Raw genomic sequence first — 18,226 nt, 5'->3', positions numbered from 1 at the left:
GCCGAGAGGGGCGTCGTATGCTTCGTCGATGTCGCACGAGATGCACCGGGGCTCCCCGTGATCGGCGACCGCTGGAACGTGAGCGACGAGGAGGTCGCCCGGCACTACCCGTGTGACGACATCGTCACGGCGCCGGCGCTGCAGGCGTGGCGCGGTGTCACGGTGGACGTCGCGCGGACGCGGTTGTGGCCGTGGGTGTCCCAGATCCGGCTCGCTCCGTACTCGTACGACTGGATCGACAACCTGGGTCGCACATCGCCGCGGGACCTGGTGTCGATGCCGGAACCGGTTGTCGGAGAACATTTCACGAGGGCCGCGACGCGTCCGTGCGGAACAATCCTCGCCGTCACGCCGGGGACGAGTCTGACCGGCCGGATCCTCGGGGCGGTCATGTCCTACGACCTGGTGGCCGTGGACGAACACACCACCCGGTTGCTGCTGAAGGTCGTGATGTCCGGGGGTGGTGTCACGCGCCCCGTGATCAGCATCGGCGATCTAGTGATGGCCCGGAGGCAACTGCTGAACTTCAAGCGTCTCGCCGAGCGGGGCGCGCGCGGTCGCTGACCTGCGGGTCCGTGACGAGGGCCGCCGAGGGCCGCCGAACGCCTCCGTAGATCGCGCGTTGCACTATCCAGGGCTGCAGGATGCGCTCGACCGACCACAGCGGGAACCGGACGCCGTGGCCCGACGGCGTGAACACCTCGAGTCCGTCGGCCTGTGCCCCGAGGACCGAACCCCACCTCCGGCTCCGGGGGCGGTAGCGACGGAGCGGGCGACCTGCGAGGTGGGCCCGCACGTTGCGCGCGAGCAGGCGATCGGCCCGGTTGCGCGCCGACCCGCGCAGTGGGTCGGTGGCGGCGACGTCGCCCACGGCGAAGACCCCGGGACGATCCGGCACCGACAGATCGGGGCCGACCCGGACGAACCCGTCGTCGTCGAGCAGCTCCGCGGGCAGCCATTCGGTGTTCGGGCGCACCCGGCCGATGGCCCAGACGACCGCGTCCGCATGCGCCGGCGACTGCCCCGTGCTCCATTCGACGGCGGAGTCGGTGATGCGGTCACAGGAGAAGCCCTCCGGTACGACCGCCCGATGCCCGGGGTGGAGGCCGACCCCGAGGCTGCGCAGGCGTCGTTCGACCCTCGACCAGGTCCGTCGGTGGTGCGCGGGGAGCGCGCGCTCACCCGGGTAGTAGAGGTCGATCGTGCGACCCGGCTCCGCCGCGGCGAGGTTGGCCGCAGTGCTGACCGCCGCCGCGCCCCCGCCGAGAACGGCCACCGATCCGGCGGACGCCAGCCGGTCGTGTGCGGCCCGGAGACCGCTGTCCACCTCGGCGGTCGACTGAAGGGTCGGTCGGCGCCAGAAGCCGTTGGTGACCCCCGTCGAGATGACCAGTGCGTCGTAGGGCTCGATACCCGATGACCCGTCGGCGAGCACAACACTGACCGCTCGCTCATCCAGATCCACACCGGTCATCGACCCGTGCACGGTCCGGATGCGATCGAGACCGCGGAACCGATCGAACCCGATCCGGTAGTCGCGCGCCCAGTCATCGGGGTGGGCCAGCCTGCGGCCGAGCTCCTGTCCGCTGACCAGCGCCGGCTTCGCCGAGATGCCGACGACGTCGACATGCCGCGCGAGGTGGATCGCGGTCAGTACACCGGTGTCGCCGAGACCGGCGACGAGCACCCGGGGGCGATTCACACCGACACCCGACGTGGTGGACGGGGAACGAACCGCGACACGTGGGCGGTGACCTCGCCGTACTCCGGCCTGCGCTCGAGGCTGCGCGTCTCCATCATGGGGATGCTCGCACCGAGGAACATCGCCAACATCGCGAGCGCGCCGATGAACAACCACCACGCGTCGGCGGGTGCGGCCGCGACCCCGAAGAGCGCCAGCGCGAACCAGAATCCGAACTCGCCGAAGTAGTTGGGGTGGCGAGACCAACTCCAGAGGCCGCGGTTCATCACCTGCCCGGGGGTGCGGGTGCGAACGAAGAGCAGCATCTGTCGGTCGGCGACGAACTCGAGGACGACTGCCGCGACACCGAGAACGGTCGCGATCGCGGTGAGCCAGAGCAGGTCGTCACCGGTGTGCGTCACGGCGACGTAGACGGGCAGCATGCCGAGAAAGACCTGGCCCGTGGGGATGAGATGGATCGCGACCAGGTCGGTGACGAACTCCCAACGGCCGGCGTTCCCGCGCAGCAGCCCGTATCGCCAGTCCTCGTGGTGCAGACCCGGGAAGCCGTTGGCCCAGTTCGCGGTGAGGCGGACCGCCCACAGGAGCACCACGGCGAACACCAGCCACGCTCTCGGCGAGTCGATGCCGAGCCCGCCTTCGGCCCACCAGTAGATCAACAGCAGCGGTGGGACGACACTCCAGTAGGCGTCGTAGAAACTCGAATTGTGGTGGACGCGGCTGAACACGAAGATCACCAACGTGCCCAGGACGTCGGCGATGAGGGCGTCGAGCCACAGGAGGTCGGTGGTGGGGCCGACCACCAGCCACGCCGCGGCCACGGCGATGGCGATCACGTAGGCCACACCGACGCGGACGAACGAGGCGGTTCTGCTCACAGGTCCCGATGGTGCCAGTTCGCCACGGTGCGGCGTCGCCGAACGGTGGTTGTGCAGCCACCACCGATCCCGACACCCACACCCGACAGACCCATGCCCCGCCCATCCTTGGACCGGCGGGTCCTGTCACGCCGGCCGGAAATGGTGGAGGCTGAGGTCATGGCAACGACGACACTTCCCGGTGGAACCTTCACGATGGCACCCGACCTCACGGTCACACGGATGGGCTACGGCGCGATGCAGTTGGCCGGGCCGCACGTGTTCGGCCCCCCGGCCGATCGGGCCGCCGCGATCGAGGTCCTCCAGGAGGTCATCGCAGCGGGGATCAACCACATCGACACGAGTGACTTCTACGGTCCCCACGTCACCAACGAGATCATCGCCGAGGCGTTGCGCCCGTACCCCGACGAGCTGCACCTGGTGACCAAGGTCGGATCACTGCGTGACGACAAGGGTGGGTGGCCGCCGGCACGCGAACCGGATCAACTGCGCAAAGCCGTGCACGACAACCTCGAACGTCTCGGTCTCGACGCGATCGATGTCGTCAACCTGCGCGTCGGCGACTTCGACAGTCCTGCGGCCGGTTCCATCGCCGAACCGTTCACGGTGCTCGCCGAGCTTCAGCAGGAAGGCCTGATCAAGCATCTGGGCGTCAGTACGGTCAACGCGGAGCAGGTCGCCGAGGCACAGTCGATCGCCCCGGTCGTCTGCGTGCAGAACTTCTACAACATCGCGCATCGCGTCGACGACGAACTGGTGGATTCGCTTGCCGCGCAGGGCATCGCCTACGTTCCGTATTTCCCGCTCGGTGGGTTCTCGCCGCTGCAGTCCGAGGAACTCGCGGGTGTCGCGCGCCGGCTCGACACGACGCCGATGGCGGTCGCCCTGTCCTGGTTGCTGCAACGCTCGCCCAACATCCTGCTGATCCCCGGTACCTCGTCGGTGGCTCATCTGCGTGACAACATCGCCAACGCCGGGCTCGTCCTGCCGGAGGATGAGATCGCCGTACTGGACGGCATCGCCGCACCGAACTGAACCGTCGCGGCGGAGACGGTGCGCCGACAGACGATGTAGATTCGTCTGCAATTCGCCGACTGTCCGTCTGCGTTCGCATGTCATCGGGGGATCCATGAAGATCAGGCGCGTGTCCACTGGAACCACCGACGTTCTCGCGACCCGACACGAGAGCTCCGGTGCGTGGATCGACATCGATGTCGCCGCGGCGGCTTTCGAGCCGGACGTCCGCGGTCGGTCGACCACCGATCTGCTCACCTTCCTCGCGTCCCGCGAGCGCGGGCGCGACATGGCGATGCGCCTGATGGACGTCGCGATCGCCGAGGGGGTCGGCATCGTCGACGACCCTGCGGGGTCGTTGCCGTACCAGCCCCTCTCGCTACGGTGCTTCCTCGGTTGGGAGCAACACTGGAGTCAGGCCGCCCACCAACTCGTGAAACGCAATCTGCCAGTCGCGATGCCCGCCATCCGCGCCTACGAGACGCTCACCCGACGGGATTTCCCCGCCCTTCGGCCCGGCGCATCCTTCGGCCGACATCCGCTCTACTACACCGGCAATCATCTGAGCATCGTCGCCGACGGCGCCTCGTTGCCGTGGCCCTCCTACACCGATGCGCTCGACTTCGAACTCGAGTTCGCCATGATCGTGGACCGTCCGGTGCGCAACGCGACCGAAGTCCAGGGAGCCGACGCCATCGGCGGGTTCGTCGTCTTCAACGACGTCAGCGCCCGCGACGTCCAGTGGGACGAACAGCGCAACGGATCCTTCGGACCGGTGGTCAAGACCAAGACCTTCGCCAGCTCGATGGGCTCGGTGGTCGTCACCGCCGACGAGATCCTGCCCCGGATCGATGCGTTGACCGCCTCGGTGGTCGTCGACGACGAGACCTGGTCGACGACGAGCACCGCGGGACTCCGCTACTCCCCCCGGTGAGACCGTTGCCTACGCGAGCAAGGGCGAGAACCTCTACGCCGGTGAGCTTCTCGCGTCCGGAACCCTCCCGTCCGGATGCGGACTCGAACTCGACCGGTGGATACGGCCCGGCAACGCGGTGACCCTCGACATCGAGGGCATCGGTTCGGTCACGAACACGGTCGGGGCCCCGGAGAGAGGGTGAGCCGACCGGCGTCACCGCGCGGTCGCGACCACCCGGTCGATGATCCGTTCCAGTTGTTCGAGATCGCTCTCGTCCCGGGGCGCGTAGAGGAACAGGTAGGAATCAGGCAGCCCGATGATCGGGCGCCCGGCCAGCGGGTGTCGTTCTCCCCACCCGCGCGTGATGATCTCGGAAACGTCCGCTGGATCGGCCACGACGTGCAGCGACCCCTGAGTGCCGTGGACATGGGCGACCTCACCCCGCGACTGCGCGATCCAGGGGGCGGCCGTGGTGGCGTCGCGCACGAACAACGCATCGCCATGTCGCTCGAACCTGCTCGTGGCGTTGATCATCGGACTACGGTCGCCTGCGGCGAACGCGGCCACGTGCTCGGCCAGGGCCCGAATCCGGTCGGGCGTGGTGACGTCGTGCAGCTCTCGATGCGGGATCGGATACGGTGCGATCGTCGGCCGATCCCCGCTGCGCTGAGGCAGCGTGAAGTCGCGTGGGGAGGCGTCGGTCGGCGCGTCGACGGCGATCGTGTCCCGTCCCCACGGCCGCAACATCCTGGCCACCAACCAGCCGACCGGATTCGCCGGTAGGCCGCCCTCCCCGAGGGCCCGCCATCGTCGATAGTCCTCGAGTACCGCCGTCATGGTGTGCCTCCGCTGTGCGTCAGACCCCGGTCCGCTGATCTAGAGGTCGGACATGTCCAACACGAACCTGTACCGTACGTCGTTGCGCGACAATCGATCGAGCGCGGTGTCGACCTGTGCCGACGGCAGGGTCTCGACGTCGGCGGTGATGCCGTGCTCACCACAGAAATCCAACATGTCCTGGGTGTGTCGCCGACCTCCGCTTCCCGCCGAACTCAGACTCTTCCGCCCGATCAACAGGTCCACGACGTCCACCGACGCCGGACCGAGGTGGCCCAGTGAGCACAGCGTCCCGTCCAGGGCCAGACACCGCAGGTACGGCGCGAGGTCGTGTTCGACCGGGACACAGTCGACGATCAGGTCCAGTGCACCGACCTGAGCAGCCATCGCGGAGTCGTCGGTCGAGACGACCACCGCGTCCGCTCCCAGAGCCGACGCCTCGGCGACCTTGGTGGCCGAGGTGGTGAACACGGTGACCGACGCGCCGAGTGCATGCGCGAACTTCACGGCCAGATGCCCCAGCCCGCCGATGCCTGCCACCCCCACGCGTACGCCGGGGCCGACGTTCCACCGGCGCATCGGCTCCCACACGGTGATGCCCGCACACATCAGCGGTGCGACCGCTGCGGGATCGAGATTTGCCGGTCGGCGATAGACGAAACGGTCCCGTACGACGTATTCCTCGGCAAAAGCACCTCGGGTCGTCGACCCGTCCTGGCGGTCGGTGCCCCCGTAGGTGAGGGTGGGGAACTCCCGGCAGAAGTTCTCCTGCCCGGCCCGACACATGTCGCACACGTCGCAGGAGTCGACGATGTTGCCGACCGCGACTGCGTCACCGACCGAGAAGTCGGTCACCGCCGTCCCCACCTCGCTGACCGTTCCGACGAATTCATGGCCGGGAACGACGGCGCTCGCCTCGTCCCCCGCGGTGACCGCGAGTCGGGCGTGCAGATCGGTGTGGCAGACACCGCAGTGGGTCACCCGCACCGCGACGTCGTCGGGTCGAAGGTCGCGACGCTCGAAATCCCATCGGCGCAACGGTTGATCCGGCGCGGTGGCTCGGTATCCGGTCGTGGAACGCACGCATTCTCCTCGGATCGTGACGGTCTGAGAATTTCCCAACCAACTGGTTGGAATTACGCTAGACCGGAATCGGGTGTTACGCAACCAACCGGTTGGATACGGCTAGAATCCCCGGCATGGGAGATTCCGCAGCCACTCGCGAGCGCATCCTCGCCGCAGCAACCGTCGAGTTCGCCGACCACGGCATCGCCGGTGCGCGGGTGGATCGGATCGCCGCACGCGCGCAGGCCAACAAGTCGCTCATCTACAGCTACTTCGGCAACAAGGACGAGCTGTTCGACGTGGTCTTCACGTCGAGCGTCGAGTCGGATGTCGGGAGGACTCCGTTCGACGCCGATGATCTCCCCGGATACGCGGCGCGCTACTACGACATGTATCTCGGCGACCCTCACCTGGTCCGACTGTTGACCTGGGCGCGACTGGAGCGGACCCCGCACGGGGCGCTGTTCGCCGACGTACCCGACCATGATGTCGACGTCCTCGCCGACATCGCCGATGCGCAGCGCCGGCGGGTGGTGGTCGACGACATCGACCCGGCAGACCTGTGGTCGATGCTGATCGCGATGGCCGCGACCTGGGCTCAGTCGGCGATCGTGCACACCGCCACCGAGTCCGAGGATCCCGCCCTGCACCGTCGGCGCCGGACGGCACTGGCGACCGCGGTCTCGCGAGCCTTCTGCGTGCAGGTGTACTGAACTCCGATCATTGCGCTGCGCCACCCGATCGCGAATCATGGGCACGATGTCGATGCGATCGGCGGCCAGGTGGGTCGCCATGCACGGGTTCATCCGCTTTCTCGCCAAACGGGCAGCCGCGGCCGGTGATCCACAGGCCAAGCTGATCGCCGATCCGGCGACACGTGCCGATGCGTCGGGGGTCTACGCCGAGATCCGTGCCAAGGGACCGCTCGTCGAGACCGCGCTGGCCGCCATCACCGTCGATCACTCCGTCGTGTTCGAGACACTGCGCTCCGACGACTTCCGCACCATCATCCTCGGGTCCCGGCTGCCCGCGCCCCTGAGATGGATCGAAAAACACACCCGGTCAGACGCTCTGCACCCGCTGCGGCCCCCGTCGTTGCTCGCCGTCGAGCCGCCGGATCACACGCGGTACCGCCGGCTGGTGTCGTCGGTGTTCACCGCCCGGGCCGTCGAGGCGATGCGGGCGGGTGTCCAGGAGACCGCCGACGCCCTGCTCGACGACCTCGCCGAGACCACCGCGCCCGTCGACATCGTCGAGCGGTACTGCGCTCTGCTGCCGGTCGCCGTCATCAGCGACATCCTCGGCGTCCCCGATGCCGATCGGATGCGTGTCCTGGAGTTCGGCGAACTCGCCGCGCCCAGCCTCGACATCGGTCTGACGTGGACGCAGTTCTCCGAGGTGGAGACCGGGCTCGTCGGATTCAACGCCTGGCTGTCCGATCATCTGGCCGCGCTGCGCCGCTCTCCCGGCGACGACCTGTTCAGCCAACTGATCCGGGCTTCCGACGACGGGGTGTCGTTGACCGACACCGAACTGCTCGGAGTCGCCGGACTCGTGCTCGCAGCGGGGTTCGAGACCACGGTCAACATCCTCGGCAGCGGTATCGACCTCCTCCTGCGCAACCCGGACCAGCTCGACGCCCTGCACGAGGATCCGTCCCTGTGGCCCAACGCCGTCGACGAGATGTTGCGTCTCGAGGCGCCCGTGCAGATGACCGCCCGTGTCGCCAAGTCCCCGGTCGAGGTCGCCGGTGTCCGGATGGATCAGGGTGATCTCGCGATCCTCGTGCTCGCCGGCGCGAACCGCGATCCGAAGGTGTTCGACGACCCCGACCGGTTCGACGTGACACGCGTGAACGCCGGTAAGCACCTGTCCTTCTCGGGTGGTCGGCACTTCTGCCTCGGGGCCGCACTGGCCAGGGCCGAGACCGAGGTGGGACTGCGCTCGCTGTTCGATCGCTTCCCGGACCTGCGCCCCGCCGGTGTCGGTACCAAGCGCGACACACGGGTGCTCAACGGGTGGGCGCACCTGCCCGTCGAACTCGGTGCCCGGCAACACACCAGCCGCGCCTGAGCCGGACTCTCGTCTCGACCGATACCGACCGGCGCCGGTGTTAGGCTGACCCGATCCCGCCGGATCGTGCGGGTTTCGCGAGTATGACGACGATGTCGGGGGCTCGCATGGTCGATCGCCCGCATCAGTTCGATCGCCGCGAACCCGATGACGCCGGTTCCGGAACTCCTGGCCCGATGCCGACGGCCGACCGGAGCCTGTTCTCGGGTCTGGGAGATCTCAGCCGGACAGCGGCGCGTCTGACCGGCGTCGACGGCGCGGCGATAGCCCTGCTCACCGAGTCGACCGGGGTCCGCGATCTGGTCCGTGCCACCGACGCGATGTCGTATCACCTCGACGAGCTGCAGTTCACCCTCGGCGAGGGGCCGTGTCTGGATGTCTTCTCCCCGGCGGGCAGTCCGCAGCTCGTCCCCGACATGGGTGCCGACGTCGCGAGTCGACGGTGGCCGATGTTCACCGCCGAGGCGCGCGCGGTCGGTGTGCGGGCGGTCTTCGCCTTCGCCGTCAACGCGGGCACACGGCCCCTGGGTGTGCTCGAACTGTACCGACGGTCCGCGGGCCCACTGGCCGAGGACGAATCACGCGTGGCGGCACTGTGCGCTCAGACCGTGGCGACGACCATCGCGCAGAACTGGGACGCCGTCATCGCCCACCTCGGTCCCGGTAGCGACGCCGCCCGCGTGGCCGAATGGCTCGCTGCCGACGAAGTCGTTGCGCAGGGGGCGAATTCGCGGGCCCAGGTCTATCTGGCCTCGGGGATGGTCGCCGTGCAGCTACATGTTCCCACCATCGAGGCCATGGCGCGTCTGCGCGCGCACGCGTTCCAGACCGGTCGTTCGATCAAGGACGTCGCCGACGACATCGTCGCCCGCAGACTCGACACGCGCGGCACGTTCGACGGCACCGAGGAGATCCGATGAGATCCGACGACGTGCGCGGGCGGCCACGGTGACCGACGAACAGTCGCGGGTGGCGATCGCCGACCTGGCGAGCACGCTGACCGGCGATTTCGATCTGCCGGTGGTGATGCAGACGGTGGCTCGGTACGCCCGCGAGGGCTTGACGGCGTATTCCGCCACGGTGGTCCTGGTCGACCCGTACGTCCTCGGCGCGCCGTCGCGCGCCGCACACATCGTGGCCGAGTCCGTGGCCGATCGGCGGGAGGCCGACCAGATGCTGAACTCGACCGGCCCGGGACTGGAGAGCGCCCTGGGTGGGGCGACGACGATGATGGCCGAGATCGCCGACGACACCCGGTGGCCGGCCTACCGGGAACGCGCCGCGCTGCTGGGGATGCGATCGGTTCGCGCCTATCCGATCAACGCGCTGTCGGTCGTCCTCGGATCGGTCGTGATCCACACCTCGGAGCCGTGGGGTGTCGGGCGTCCCAACGGACTCGGACAGTTGCTCGCCGATCTGACCGCTCTCGCGCTCACGGTGGGCACCGCTCGTGAGCGCCGCGACCACGCATCGACCGCGGTCGGTCGGGTGTTGGAGGGTAGCGCGTCGATGGCCTTCGCGATCGGCATCATCGCCGCGGCGCGCGGCATCGACCCCGACGCCGCGCGGCAGGAACTGACCCGTCTGGCCCGAGCCCACGATGTGACGACCACCGAACACGCGACGGCGATCGTGGCCGGTCACGACTCGGCGCCCGGGGACCCGACCGCGGGCGGCACGTTGATCCCGCCGGCCGTGCCGGATCCGCCGCGGTACTTCACCAGCTGATCTCGTCCGGACGCACCGTCCCGGTCAGTCGTTGTCGCTGTCGGCGTCGACGTCCGGCCGCTCCACGGGGTCGCGGAGGTACGCGATCGCCGCATCGATGACGGGCTCGGCCGCCTGCGGCGAGGCATAGGCCAGCCGGCCGGCCAATGACTCGAGCTCGTCGACGGCGAAACCGATGCGTCGCAGCGCATCTGCGTTCTCCGGGTGCGCGGCGGCGATCAGGCGGTCGTCGAGGGCGAACACCTCGTCGTCGAGTCGTGTGAGGGCAGCGGTCACCGACGGTGTGGACGTCAGGGTCGGGTTCTCGTGCACGGTGGCGATCGCATAGCGGATCCGGCGGTGCGCGACGGCCTCGGGAGAATCCGAGGTCGTCCACTCCGCAGGCGCTCGTCCAGGGCGCCCGGGGACCAGGTCGGTCGATCGGGCGAACCGCCGGACACGCATCGTCGAATCGATCGCGAACCACGCGCCGCCGAGGAGAACGAAGACGGCGAGTACGGCGGTCACCACGATGATCAGTGTCCCCATGCGTGTGCGCCTCCGGTGCAAGGTGTCGGTTCTGTTCTCACGGCACAACTGTGTCGAAGTCCGGACGCGAAACACAAACGGGTCACCCGCGATGACCCTTCAGTCGACGACGGCGGCGCGGTCTCCGGTGTTCTCCCGGAACGGCCGCTTGGACATCTTGTCGATGTACATGGCGGCGTCGGCCGCACGCCAGGCGCCGTCGAGTCCCTCGGTGATCGAGTAGAGGCCGAATCCCATCGACGCGGACACGTGACGTGTCGTGATCGCCCGCCGGAGACGCGCCACCACGTCGTCGACGATCGTCGCGGTGGCGTCGGTGAGCAGGATCGCGAACTCGTCGCCGCCGATCCGGGCGATGATCCCGGGTTCGACGACCACGTCGGTCAGGATCGTGGCGATCGATCGCAGGTGGTCGTCTCCGGCGTGATGGCCCTGCAGATCGTTGACCTCCTTGAGGTCGTCGAGGTCGATGATCACGACCGCGCCGGGATCGCCGAACCGACGGAACCGCGCCTCCTCGTCCTCGAGGAGGCGTTGCCACCCGCTGCGACTGACGAGACCGGTCAACGCGTCGGTGTCGGCGTTGCGTCGAGCGGCCTCCAACGCCCGGGCGACTGCGGTGGCCTGGAGATCGGCCTCGAGGATGCGCGCGAGCAGCGAGGCGAGCAACACGATCAGGTCCTCGTTGCTCTCCGCGGTCTCGGGAAGACGGTGACGACCGAATCCGCACAGCGTGCCGAACAGCTTCCCGTCGGAGGTCGTCAGCGGGTAACCGACGTAGGACTCCACGTCGAGTCCGGACTTCTCGATGATCGCGGCGTACCGGGCGACGGCGTGCGGGTTGTCGACGAAGGTCGGCCGGGTGCGGGTCACCGAGTACTGGCACATCGAGTCCGACCATGCCACCGAGTCGCCCGAGGACAGGCCCAGGTCGGTGTCGTCCACCGACAGGTAGATCTGACGCTCGCCGTCGAACCGGGTGACCGTCCAGGTCCCGATGGGGATTGCCTGACGGAGGTAGGTGAGGACGTCGGCGGAGGCCTCGTCGAAGCGTGGGGGCGCGGTCTGGACGTCGGTCATCGGCGTCCTCTCCCGTCGCTGGGTTCCCGCGCCAGGGTCGGGCCGGGTGGTTCGATTTGATATCGCTGATCCGTGAATTGCCGTTACCGTCCGGCCATGTGATCCGTCACACCGTGTGTCGGCGTCGAGACGCTCGGCTGACCGGCTGGAATCGACCGATCATACCCAAAACTAGAACGTGTTCTATACAGTTCGGACATGAGTACGAAGCCGACGATCCCGACCGTGGTCTGGGGTACGGGGAACGTGGGGCGAGCCTCGATACGCGCGGTCGAGGCGCATCCCGATCTCGAGCTGGTCGGCGTGATCGTGCACAGCGCAGCGAAGGTCGGACGCGATGCCGGCGACCTGGCGGATCTCGGACGGTCGCTGGGAGTGATCGCCACCGATGAGGTCGACGCCACGCTCGCGACCGCCACCGCGGTGGTCTACGCGGCGTCCGGCGACATCCGTCCCGACGACGCCCTCGCCGACATCGTCGGCGCGCTGGCGCGCGGCCTGATCGTGGTCACCCCGTCGCTCTACGCCCTCTACGATCCGGCGTCTGCGCCGCCGGAGATCCGCGGACCGGTCGACGCGGCGATCACCGCGGGAGGCGGCAGCCTCTTTGTCTCCGGCGTCGATCCCGGATGGGGAAACGACATCCTGCCCGTCCTCGCGACGGGTCTCGCCTCGGCTGTCGACGAGGTCCGCTGCCAGGAGATCTTCGACTACACGACCTATGACCAGCCGGACTCGGTCCGGTACCTCATCGGCATGGGGCAGCCGATGGACTATGACCCGCCGATGGTGGCGGCCACGGTCCCGACCATGGTGTGGGGCGGTCAGATCCGTCTGATCGCCCGGGCGCTCGGTGTGGAGATCGACGAGATCCGCGAGACCCTCGATCGCCGTGCCCTCGACGACACCATCGAGACGGTCCGGATGGGCACCTTCGAGCGGGGAACGCAGGGCGCGTTGCGTTTCGAGGTGCAGGGGATCGTCGACGGCGAACCGTTGATCGTCATCGAACACGTCACCCGCATCCACCCCTCGTGCGCGCCGGACTGGCCCACTCCCCCGGACGGCGGCGACGGTGCGCACATCGTCATCGTCGAGGGCCGTCCGCGGATCGCGATCACCGTGGAGGCGACCGACGAGGACGGCAACCGTGCGGCCGGTGGGAACGCGACCGCGGTCGGACGTCTGGTCAACGCGCTGCCGTGGTTGCGCGATGCACCACCGGGTCTCTACGACGCCCTCGACATCCCGCTGTCCCCGGCGGTGGGAAAACTCTCACGGAAGGCACCGGCATGATCGTGGACGTACCCGAGGGCAAGGACCCCATCACCTACGTCTGGGGCGAGATGGTGCCCGGCATCGGGCCGGCCGCGGCGACCCTGTCGTTGAAGGTCTACTCCGACACGACCCTGGGGCTCCGCGAGTTCGAGGCCGCGCGACTGCGCATCGCACAGATCAACGGATGCGTCTTCTGTCAGGACTGGCGCACCGACCGGGACGGGCGCACGGTCGAGGTGGGCTTCGACGAGTCGGTGGCGCAGTGGCGGACCACCGACGCCTTCGACGCCCGCACGCGTCTGGCCGCGGAGTACGCCGAGCGATACGCGACCGACCATCACGGCATCGACGACGACTTCTGGGCGCGGATGAAGACGCACTACTCCCAGAACGAGATCGTCGAGTTGAGCATGTGCCTGGGTTCCTGGCTCGCGTTCGGTCGACTCAACCGGGTCCTGGGCCTCGACACCGCGTGCGTGCTGCCGACGCACTAGACACTTATCGACCAAGTAGCTCGGGCAGGCGCCGCTGGATGCGTTTGGCCGTGATCAATCGCGCCGAGAAGGCGACCGCAAGAGATGCGATCAACAGAGCGGCGCTGATGATCCAGGTGTCGGTGTATCCGGTACCGCGGCCGACCGCGTTGCCACTGAACCCCAGCGTGATGCCGCTGACGACGGCCGAGGCGAAGGCCGGGTACGACGCCCGGTTCTCCAGACGGTGTTTCCAGTCGACGGCGTCACGACGCAACTGAGCCGTCGATTCCTTCGGGTCGTGCCGAGCCGCCTCGATGGCCAGTTCCAGGTCCGGATCGTGTCCGGCTCGCCAGGCCCGCATCAGCGACCAGATCCATCCGGCGACCACAATCGAGTCGCCGACAGCAAAGAACACGGTGCTCATCACTGTCACCGGTCCAGGCTAGCCGTCGCAGCGACCGCAACGGACCGTTCAGTAGACGTCGCGCAGATACCGCTTGTCGGCTGCGAGCGCCTTGACGTAAGCGTCGGCACTGCTCGGGGCGAGTCTGCCGAACTGTGCGACGACTCCCTTGAGGGCCGCGTCGACATCCTTGGCCATTCGCGTGGCGTCCCCGCACACGTAGAACGACGCCCCGCGGTTGAGCCAGTCCCACAGTTCGGCGCCGTGCTCGCGCATCCGATCCTGCACGTAGACCTTCTCGGACCGGTCGCGCGAAAACGCCACGTCCAGTCGCGACAGGTGACCCTCGTCGAGCAGGTCCTCGAGTTCGTCCCGGTAGTAGAAGTCGCTGGTGACGTGTTGCTCACCGAAGAACAACCAGTTCGGGCCCGTGTGGCTCAGCGCTCGTCTTTCCTGCAGGAACGCCCGGAACGGTGCGACGCCCGTCCCGGGCCCGACCATGATCATCGGCGTCTCCGGATCCGCGGGCGGACGGAAATGCGACGAGGGCTGCACGAAGATTCCGATGTCGTCGCCGTCGGCGTGATCGGCGAGGTAGGTCGAGCACACTCCTCGTCGGGCGACGCCGTGCACGTTGTATCGCACTGCGGCCACCGTCAGCTGAACCTCGTCGGGGCTGCACCGCGGACTCGACGAGATGGAGTAGAGCCGGGGTTGCATCGGCTTGAGCACACGGAGCCACTCGTCGACCGAGGCGTGGACCGGGTGCATCCCGAGCAGGTCCACCGACTGTCGTCCCCAGGTCCAGTCGGCGAGGGTCTCGCGGTTCTCCGGCAGCATCATCGCCTCGAGATCGACGTCGGCGGTGCGCTTGACGACGAACCGCAGCAGGTCCGGCGTGATCCGGGCGATCTCGAGGTCGTCACGCAGCGCCTGACGTAGAGGACGAGCGCCCCCGTCGCCGATCTCGACGACGGTGTCGCCGTCGAGACGTGTGACGTCGAGCCATTCGTCGACCAGGTGCGGGCTGTTGCGGGGCCACACCCCCAACGCGTCGCCGGCCGAGTAGGTCAGGGTGTTCTCCGGCAGGTGGAAGCCGAACTGTCGGACGTCCTTGCTCGATCCCGCCGCGTTGAGCGGCGTGTTGCGCACGAGTGACGTGATAAGCGGGGTCTTCTTCCCGTACTCGACGGTGGCAGCCGACGCGCGGTCGACGAGCCGGGTGGTGGCCCCGACGGGGCGGTCGGCCGGCGTGCCGACCGGGCCGTCACCGAGATGCGCGCTCACCGAGTCGAGCCAGGCGTTCGCGGTCTCCTCGTAGTCCGGCTCGCAATCTGCGCGCTCGATGATGCGGTCGGCGCCGAGTTCGGCCATGCGCTCGTCGAGCTTGCGGCCGTGTCCGCAGAAGTCGGCGTAGTTCGAGTCGCCGAACGCCAACACCGAGAACCGCACGCCGGTCAGGGGTGGGGCGTCCGATGAGCTGACCTGTTCCCAGAACCCGCCGCCGTTGTCGGGGGCGTCGCCGTCGCCGGTGGTACTCGTGATCAGAAGTGCGGCATCGTGTTCGGCGAGCTCGGCCACCGGGAACTCGTCCATCGTGTGCATCGACACCCCGACGCCGGTGGTCCGGAGACGGTCGGCGGCTGCCTCGGCGAACTCCTCCGCGGTGCCGGTCTGCGACGCGCACAGGACCACCGCGGTGCGGGTGGGGGTGTCTGACTCGTCTCCGATGGCGGGCGCGGCACCGTCGACACGGGCGAGGTCGGCACGTGCGAACATCCCGGCGAGGACCCCGTCGACCCAGGCGCGCGCCTCGGGGCGCAGGGGTGCGGAGGTGGGCGCGGTCGGGATGCCGGTGATCCCCTCGGCAGCCGCTGCGCGCAGACCGGTGACGAGCCCGGCGACCCAGTGCTGTTCGGTTGCGGTCAGCTCCACCGCCCCGGTGCTCACCCCCAACGCGCCGGCGAGTGCGTCGACCCGGTCGGGCGTCTCGGTCCGAGCGGGCGGTGCACCGGAATGGATGTCGGAGTCGGAGTCCACGCCTGCGGTCGCGGCGCGCACCAACCGCACGGCACACGCCTTGAACCCCGGCTGTTGCGAGTCCGGATCGATCGCGTCGGAGGTCACGGCGTTGATGGCGAGGTCGGCACCGAACACGTCGTTCCAGTGGAACGGGGCGAAGCAGTTGCCGCGTCGGACGCGATCGCTGATCTGGGCGGGCACCACGGCGCGCCCCCGACGAGAGGCGACCTCCACCGGATCGCCGGCCGCGATGCCGCGTTCGGCGGCGTCGTCGGGGTGCATCTCGACGAACGGCCCGGGGTTGAGTCGATTGAGTTTCGTGACCTTCCCGGTCTTGGTCATCGTGTGCCACTGGTGCGGGAGTCGGCCGGTGTTCAGCACGAACGGGAAGTCGTCGTCGGGCATCTCGGCAGGGGTCATGGCCGGTCGTGCGAGGAACTGGGCGCGTCCGCTCGGGGTGGGGAACGACAACCGCGGCGTGGTGCCGTCGTCGGCGACCCTCAGGGTCTGGCTCACACCGTCGTTGAGGTAGCGGATCGGATGCCGGGTGGTCTCCGAACCCGGTGGGCACGGCCACTGGATCGCGTTCTGCCGCAACCGTTCATAGGTGATGCCGCGCAGATCGTATCCGGTGCGGGGATTGGCGAACCCGGTGATCTCGGTGAAGATCTCCTCGGCGCAGGAGTAGTCGAACGCGTCGGTGTACCCGAGTTCGCGGGCCATCGTGGCGATGATCTCCCAGTCCGGCAGGGCTTCGCCGGGGGCGTCGACCGCCGGTTGGCACAACGTCACCGTGCGCTCCGAGTTGACCATCACACCGTCGAACTCGGTCCACAGCGCGGCGGGCAGTACGACGTCGGCGAAGGCATTTGTCTCGGTGTCGGTGAACGCGTCCTGGGTGATCACCAACTCGGCCCGTTCCAGGCCGGCGATGACGGTGGAGCGATTGGCAACGCTGGCAACGGGATTGGTGCAGATGATCCAGCACGCCCTGATCTGACCGTCGGCCATCCGGGTGAACATGTCGATGGTCCCGCCCCCGACCTCGGTGCGGATCGTTCCCGGCGCCACCCCCCACTGCTGCTCGACGAAGGCGCGATCGGCGTCGACGGTGGCCGCGCGCTGCCCGGGCAGTCCCGGGCCCATGTATCCCATCTCGCGACCACCCATCGCGTTCGGCTGCCCGGTGAGCGAGAACGGCCCGCTACCGGTGCGGCAGATCGCGCCGGTGGCGAGATGCAGGTTGCACAGGGCGTTGGTGTTCCAGGTGCCGTGTGTGGACTGGTTCAGTCCCATCGTCCAGCAGCTCATCCAGTCGTCGGCCTCGCCGATCCATCGCGCGGCAGTGCGTAGATCGGCTTCGGCGATCCCGCACGCGGCGCTGACCTCGGCCGGGCCGTAGTCGTCGAGGAACGCCGCCATCTCGTCCCAACCATCGGTGAACTCGCCGATGAATGCGCGGTCGATGTGATCGTGCGCCACGAGCAGATGCAGGATCCCGTTCATCAGCCACAGGTCGGTGCCGGGGGCGATCTGCAGGAACAGGTCCGCTTTGTCGGCGGTGGCGGTGCGGCGGGGATCGACGACGATGAGCTTGGCGCCCTGTCGCACGCGGTCGAGCATCCGTAGATGCAGGATCGGATGACAGTCGGCCATGTTGGCGCCGGTCACGAAGAAGACGTCGGCTTGGTCGAAGTCCTCGTAGGACCCGGGAGGCCCGTCCGCCCCGAGCGATTGCTTGTAACCGGTCCCCGCGCTCGCCATGCACAGTCGCGAGTTCGACTCGATCTGGTTGGTCCCGATGAAACCCTTGGCGAGTTTGTTGGCCAGGTACTGCGCCTCCATCGACATCTGACCGGAGACGTAGAGCGCGACGGCGTCGGGACCGTGTTCGTCGATGATGGCGCGCAGACGCCCGGCGGTCGCGCGGATCGTGGCGGCGGTGTCGGCCCGCTCGAGGGGCGCGGCGCGGTCGGTGCGGGTGCGAGCCGAGTCGAGTCGGCCCGGTGCCGCCAGCATGTCCGCGGTGGTGCTGCCCTTGGTGCACAGTCGGCCGAAGTTGCTCGGGTGATCCCGGTCGCCGACCGTCCTGGTGATGCTCGGCGCGCCGGACGGCGCCGACCCGATCTGCAGCAGCATGCCGCAGCCAACGCCGCAGTACGCGCACACCGATCTGACCATGGCCCCACTGTGTCGGGCCCGCGGATCTGTGCGATTACACGACTG

Annotated in this window: 17 protein-coding genes and 1 pseudogene; 10 read left to right on the top strand and 8 right to left on the bottom strand. The window is 68.4% G+C overall.

Going from position 1 to position 18,226, the window contains the following annotated elements; genetic code table 11:
* Positions 1-78: 78 nt before the first annotated feature.
* Positions 79-564, top strand: a complete 486-nt coding sequence (locus IEV93_RS21555) for a polyketide cyclase (RefSeq protein ID WP_229705384.1) — start codon at positions 79-81, stop codon at positions 562-564.
* Here the strand turns inward: IEV93_RS21555 and IEV93_RS21550 are convergent.
* Positions 527-1,702 (bottom strand): FAD-dependent oxidoreductase, encoded by a 1,176-nt coding sequence (locus IEV93_RS21550; protein WP_188492841.1) that lies wholly within the window; start codon positions 1,700-1,702, stop codon positions 527-529. The two genes, IEV93_RS21555 and IEV93_RS21550, sit on opposite strands and share 38 nt — an antisense overlap.
* The gene (locus IEV93_RS21545) at positions 1,699-2,580 is read right to left on the bottom strand and encodes a DUF1295 domain-containing protein (protein WP_188492839.1); all 882 of its coding nucleotides are present in this window, start codon (positions 2,578-2,580) and stop codon (positions 1,699-1,701) included. Before IEV93_RS21545 ends, IEV93_RS21550 begins: the two co-directional genes overlap by 4 nt.
* A 159-nt stretch (positions 2,581-2,739) precedes the next feature.
* Between IEV93_RS21545 and IEV93_RS21540 the strand changes: the two genes are divergently transcribed.
* The 3 genes and pseudogenes from IEV93_RS21540 to IEV93_RS22745 all read left to right on the top strand — a co-directional run.
* Positions 2,740-3,615: an aldo/keto reductase family oxidoreductase gene (locus tag IEV93_RS21540; RefSeq protein WP_188492837.1), complete on the top strand. Its 876-nt coding sequence runs from the start codon at positions 2,740-2,742 to the stop codon at positions 3,613-3,615.
* Positions 3,616-3,724: 109 nt separating this feature from the next.
* On the top strand, positions 3,725-4,528 hold the full coding sequence (locus IEV93_RS21535; RefSeq protein ID WP_188492835.1) for a fumarylacetoacetate hydrolase family protein: 804 nt from the start codon (positions 3,725-3,727) through the stop codon (positions 4,526-4,528).
* Between the two features lie 55 nt (positions 4,529-4,583).
* Positions 4,584-4,712, top strand: a pseudogene (locus IEV93_RS22745) (fumarylacetoacetate hydrolase family protein); the annotation flags it as partial.
* 11 nt (positions 4,713-4,723) lie between these two features.
* Here the strand turns inward: IEV93_RS22745 and IEV93_RS21525 are convergent.
* Both IEV93_RS21525 and IEV93_RS21520 read right to left on the bottom strand, forming a co-directional pair.
* Complete coding sequence (locus IEV93_RS21525; protein WP_188492833.1) at positions 4,724-5,347, bottom strand: luciferase domain-containing protein; 624 nt, start codon at positions 5,345-5,347, stop codon at positions 4,724-4,726.
* Between the two features lie 39 nt (positions 5,348-5,386).
* Positions 5,387-6,430 (bottom strand): NAD(P)-dependent alcohol dehydrogenase, encoded by a 1,044-nt coding sequence (locus IEV93_RS21520; RefSeq protein WP_188492831.1) that lies wholly within the window; start codon positions 6,428-6,430, stop codon positions 5,387-5,389.
* A gap of 116 nt (positions 6,431-6,546) precedes the next feature.
* On the opposite strand from IEV93_RS21520, the gene IEV93_RS21515 reads away from it, so the two are divergent.
* From IEV93_RS21515 to IEV93_RS21500, 4 genes are all read left to right on the top strand, one after another.
* Positions 6,547-7,125, top strand: coding sequence for a TetR/AcrR family transcriptional regulator (locus IEV93_RS21515; protein WP_188492829.1), 579 nt, complete (start codon positions 6,547-6,549; stop codon positions 7,123-7,125).
* A 52-nt stretch (positions 7,126-7,177) separates the two neighbouring features.
* Positions 7,178-8,485, top strand: a complete 1,308-nt coding sequence (locus tag IEV93_RS21510; protein WP_188493315.1) for a cytochrome P450 — start codon at positions 7,178-7,180, stop codon at positions 8,483-8,485.
* Between the two features lie 176 nt (positions 8,486-8,661).
* Positions 8,662-9,405: a GAF and ANTAR domain-containing protein gene (locus IEV93_RS21505; protein ID WP_188492827.1), complete on the top strand. Its 744-nt coding sequence runs from the start codon at positions 8,662-8,664 to the stop codon at positions 9,403-9,405.
* 28 nt (positions 9,406-9,433) lie between these two features.
* The gene (locus tag IEV93_RS21500) at positions 9,434-10,213 is read left to right on the top strand and encodes a GAF domain-containing protein (RefSeq protein ID WP_188492825.1); all 780 of its coding nucleotides are present in this window, start codon (positions 9,434-9,436) and stop codon (positions 10,211-10,213) included.
* Between the two features lie 24 nt (positions 10,214-10,237).
* Here the strand turns inward: IEV93_RS21500 and IEV93_RS21495 are convergent, their stop codons facing one another.
* Both IEV93_RS21495 and IEV93_RS21490 read right to left on the bottom strand, forming a co-directional pair.
* On the bottom strand, positions 10,238-10,741 hold the full coding sequence (locus IEV93_RS21495) for a hypothetical protein (RefSeq protein ID WP_188492823.1): 504 nt from the start codon (positions 10,739-10,741) through the stop codon (positions 10,238-10,240).
* Positions 10,742-10,840: 99 nt separating this feature from the next.
* Complete coding sequence (locus IEV93_RS21490) at positions 10,841-11,821, bottom strand: sensor domain-containing diguanylate cyclase (RefSeq protein WP_188492821.1); 981 nt, start codon at positions 11,819-11,821, stop codon at positions 10,841-10,843.
* A gap of 198 nt (positions 11,822-12,019) precedes the next feature.
* On the opposite strand from IEV93_RS21490, the gene IEV93_RS21485 reads away from it, so the two are divergent.
* Positions 12,020-13,117, top strand: coding sequence for an NAD(P)H-dependent amine dehydrogenase family protein (locus IEV93_RS21485; RefSeq protein WP_188492819.1), 1,098 nt, complete (start codon positions 12,020-12,022; stop codon positions 13,115-13,117).
* A complete protein-coding gene (locus tag IEV93_RS21480) occupies positions 13,114-13,593 on the top strand; it encodes a carboxymuconolactone decarboxylase family protein (RefSeq protein ID WP_188492817.1) in 480 nt (159 codons plus the stop codon). The genes IEV93_RS21485 and IEV93_RS21480 overlap by 4 nt, the downstream gene beginning before the upstream one ends.
* A gap of 4 nt (positions 13,594-13,597) precedes the next feature.
* Here the strand turns inward: IEV93_RS21480 and IEV93_RS21475 are convergent, their stop codons facing one another.
* Positions 13,598-14,008, bottom strand: coding sequence for a hypothetical protein (locus tag IEV93_RS21475; RefSeq protein ID WP_188492815.1), 411 nt, complete (start codon positions 14,006-14,008; stop codon positions 13,598-13,600).
* A 39-nt stretch (positions 14,009-14,047) separates the two neighbouring features.
* On the bottom strand, positions 14,048-18,181 hold the full coding sequence (locus IEV93_RS21470; protein ID WP_188492813.1) for a bifunctional nitrate reductase/sulfite reductase flavoprotein subunit alpha: 4,134 nt from the start codon (positions 18,179-18,181) through the stop codon (positions 14,048-14,050).
* Positions 18,182-18,226 lie beyond the last annotated feature (45 nt).

The sequence above is a fragment of the Williamsia phyllosphaerae genome, from assembly GCF_014635305.1.
GTDB classification, from domain to species: Bacteria; Actinomycetota; Actinomycetes; order Mycobacteriales; family Mycobacteriaceae; genus Williamsia_A; species Williamsia_A phyllosphaerae.
The sequence above is the reverse complement of the archived record's forward strand: the minus strand, read 5'-3'. Positions and strand labels throughout refer to the sequence as shown.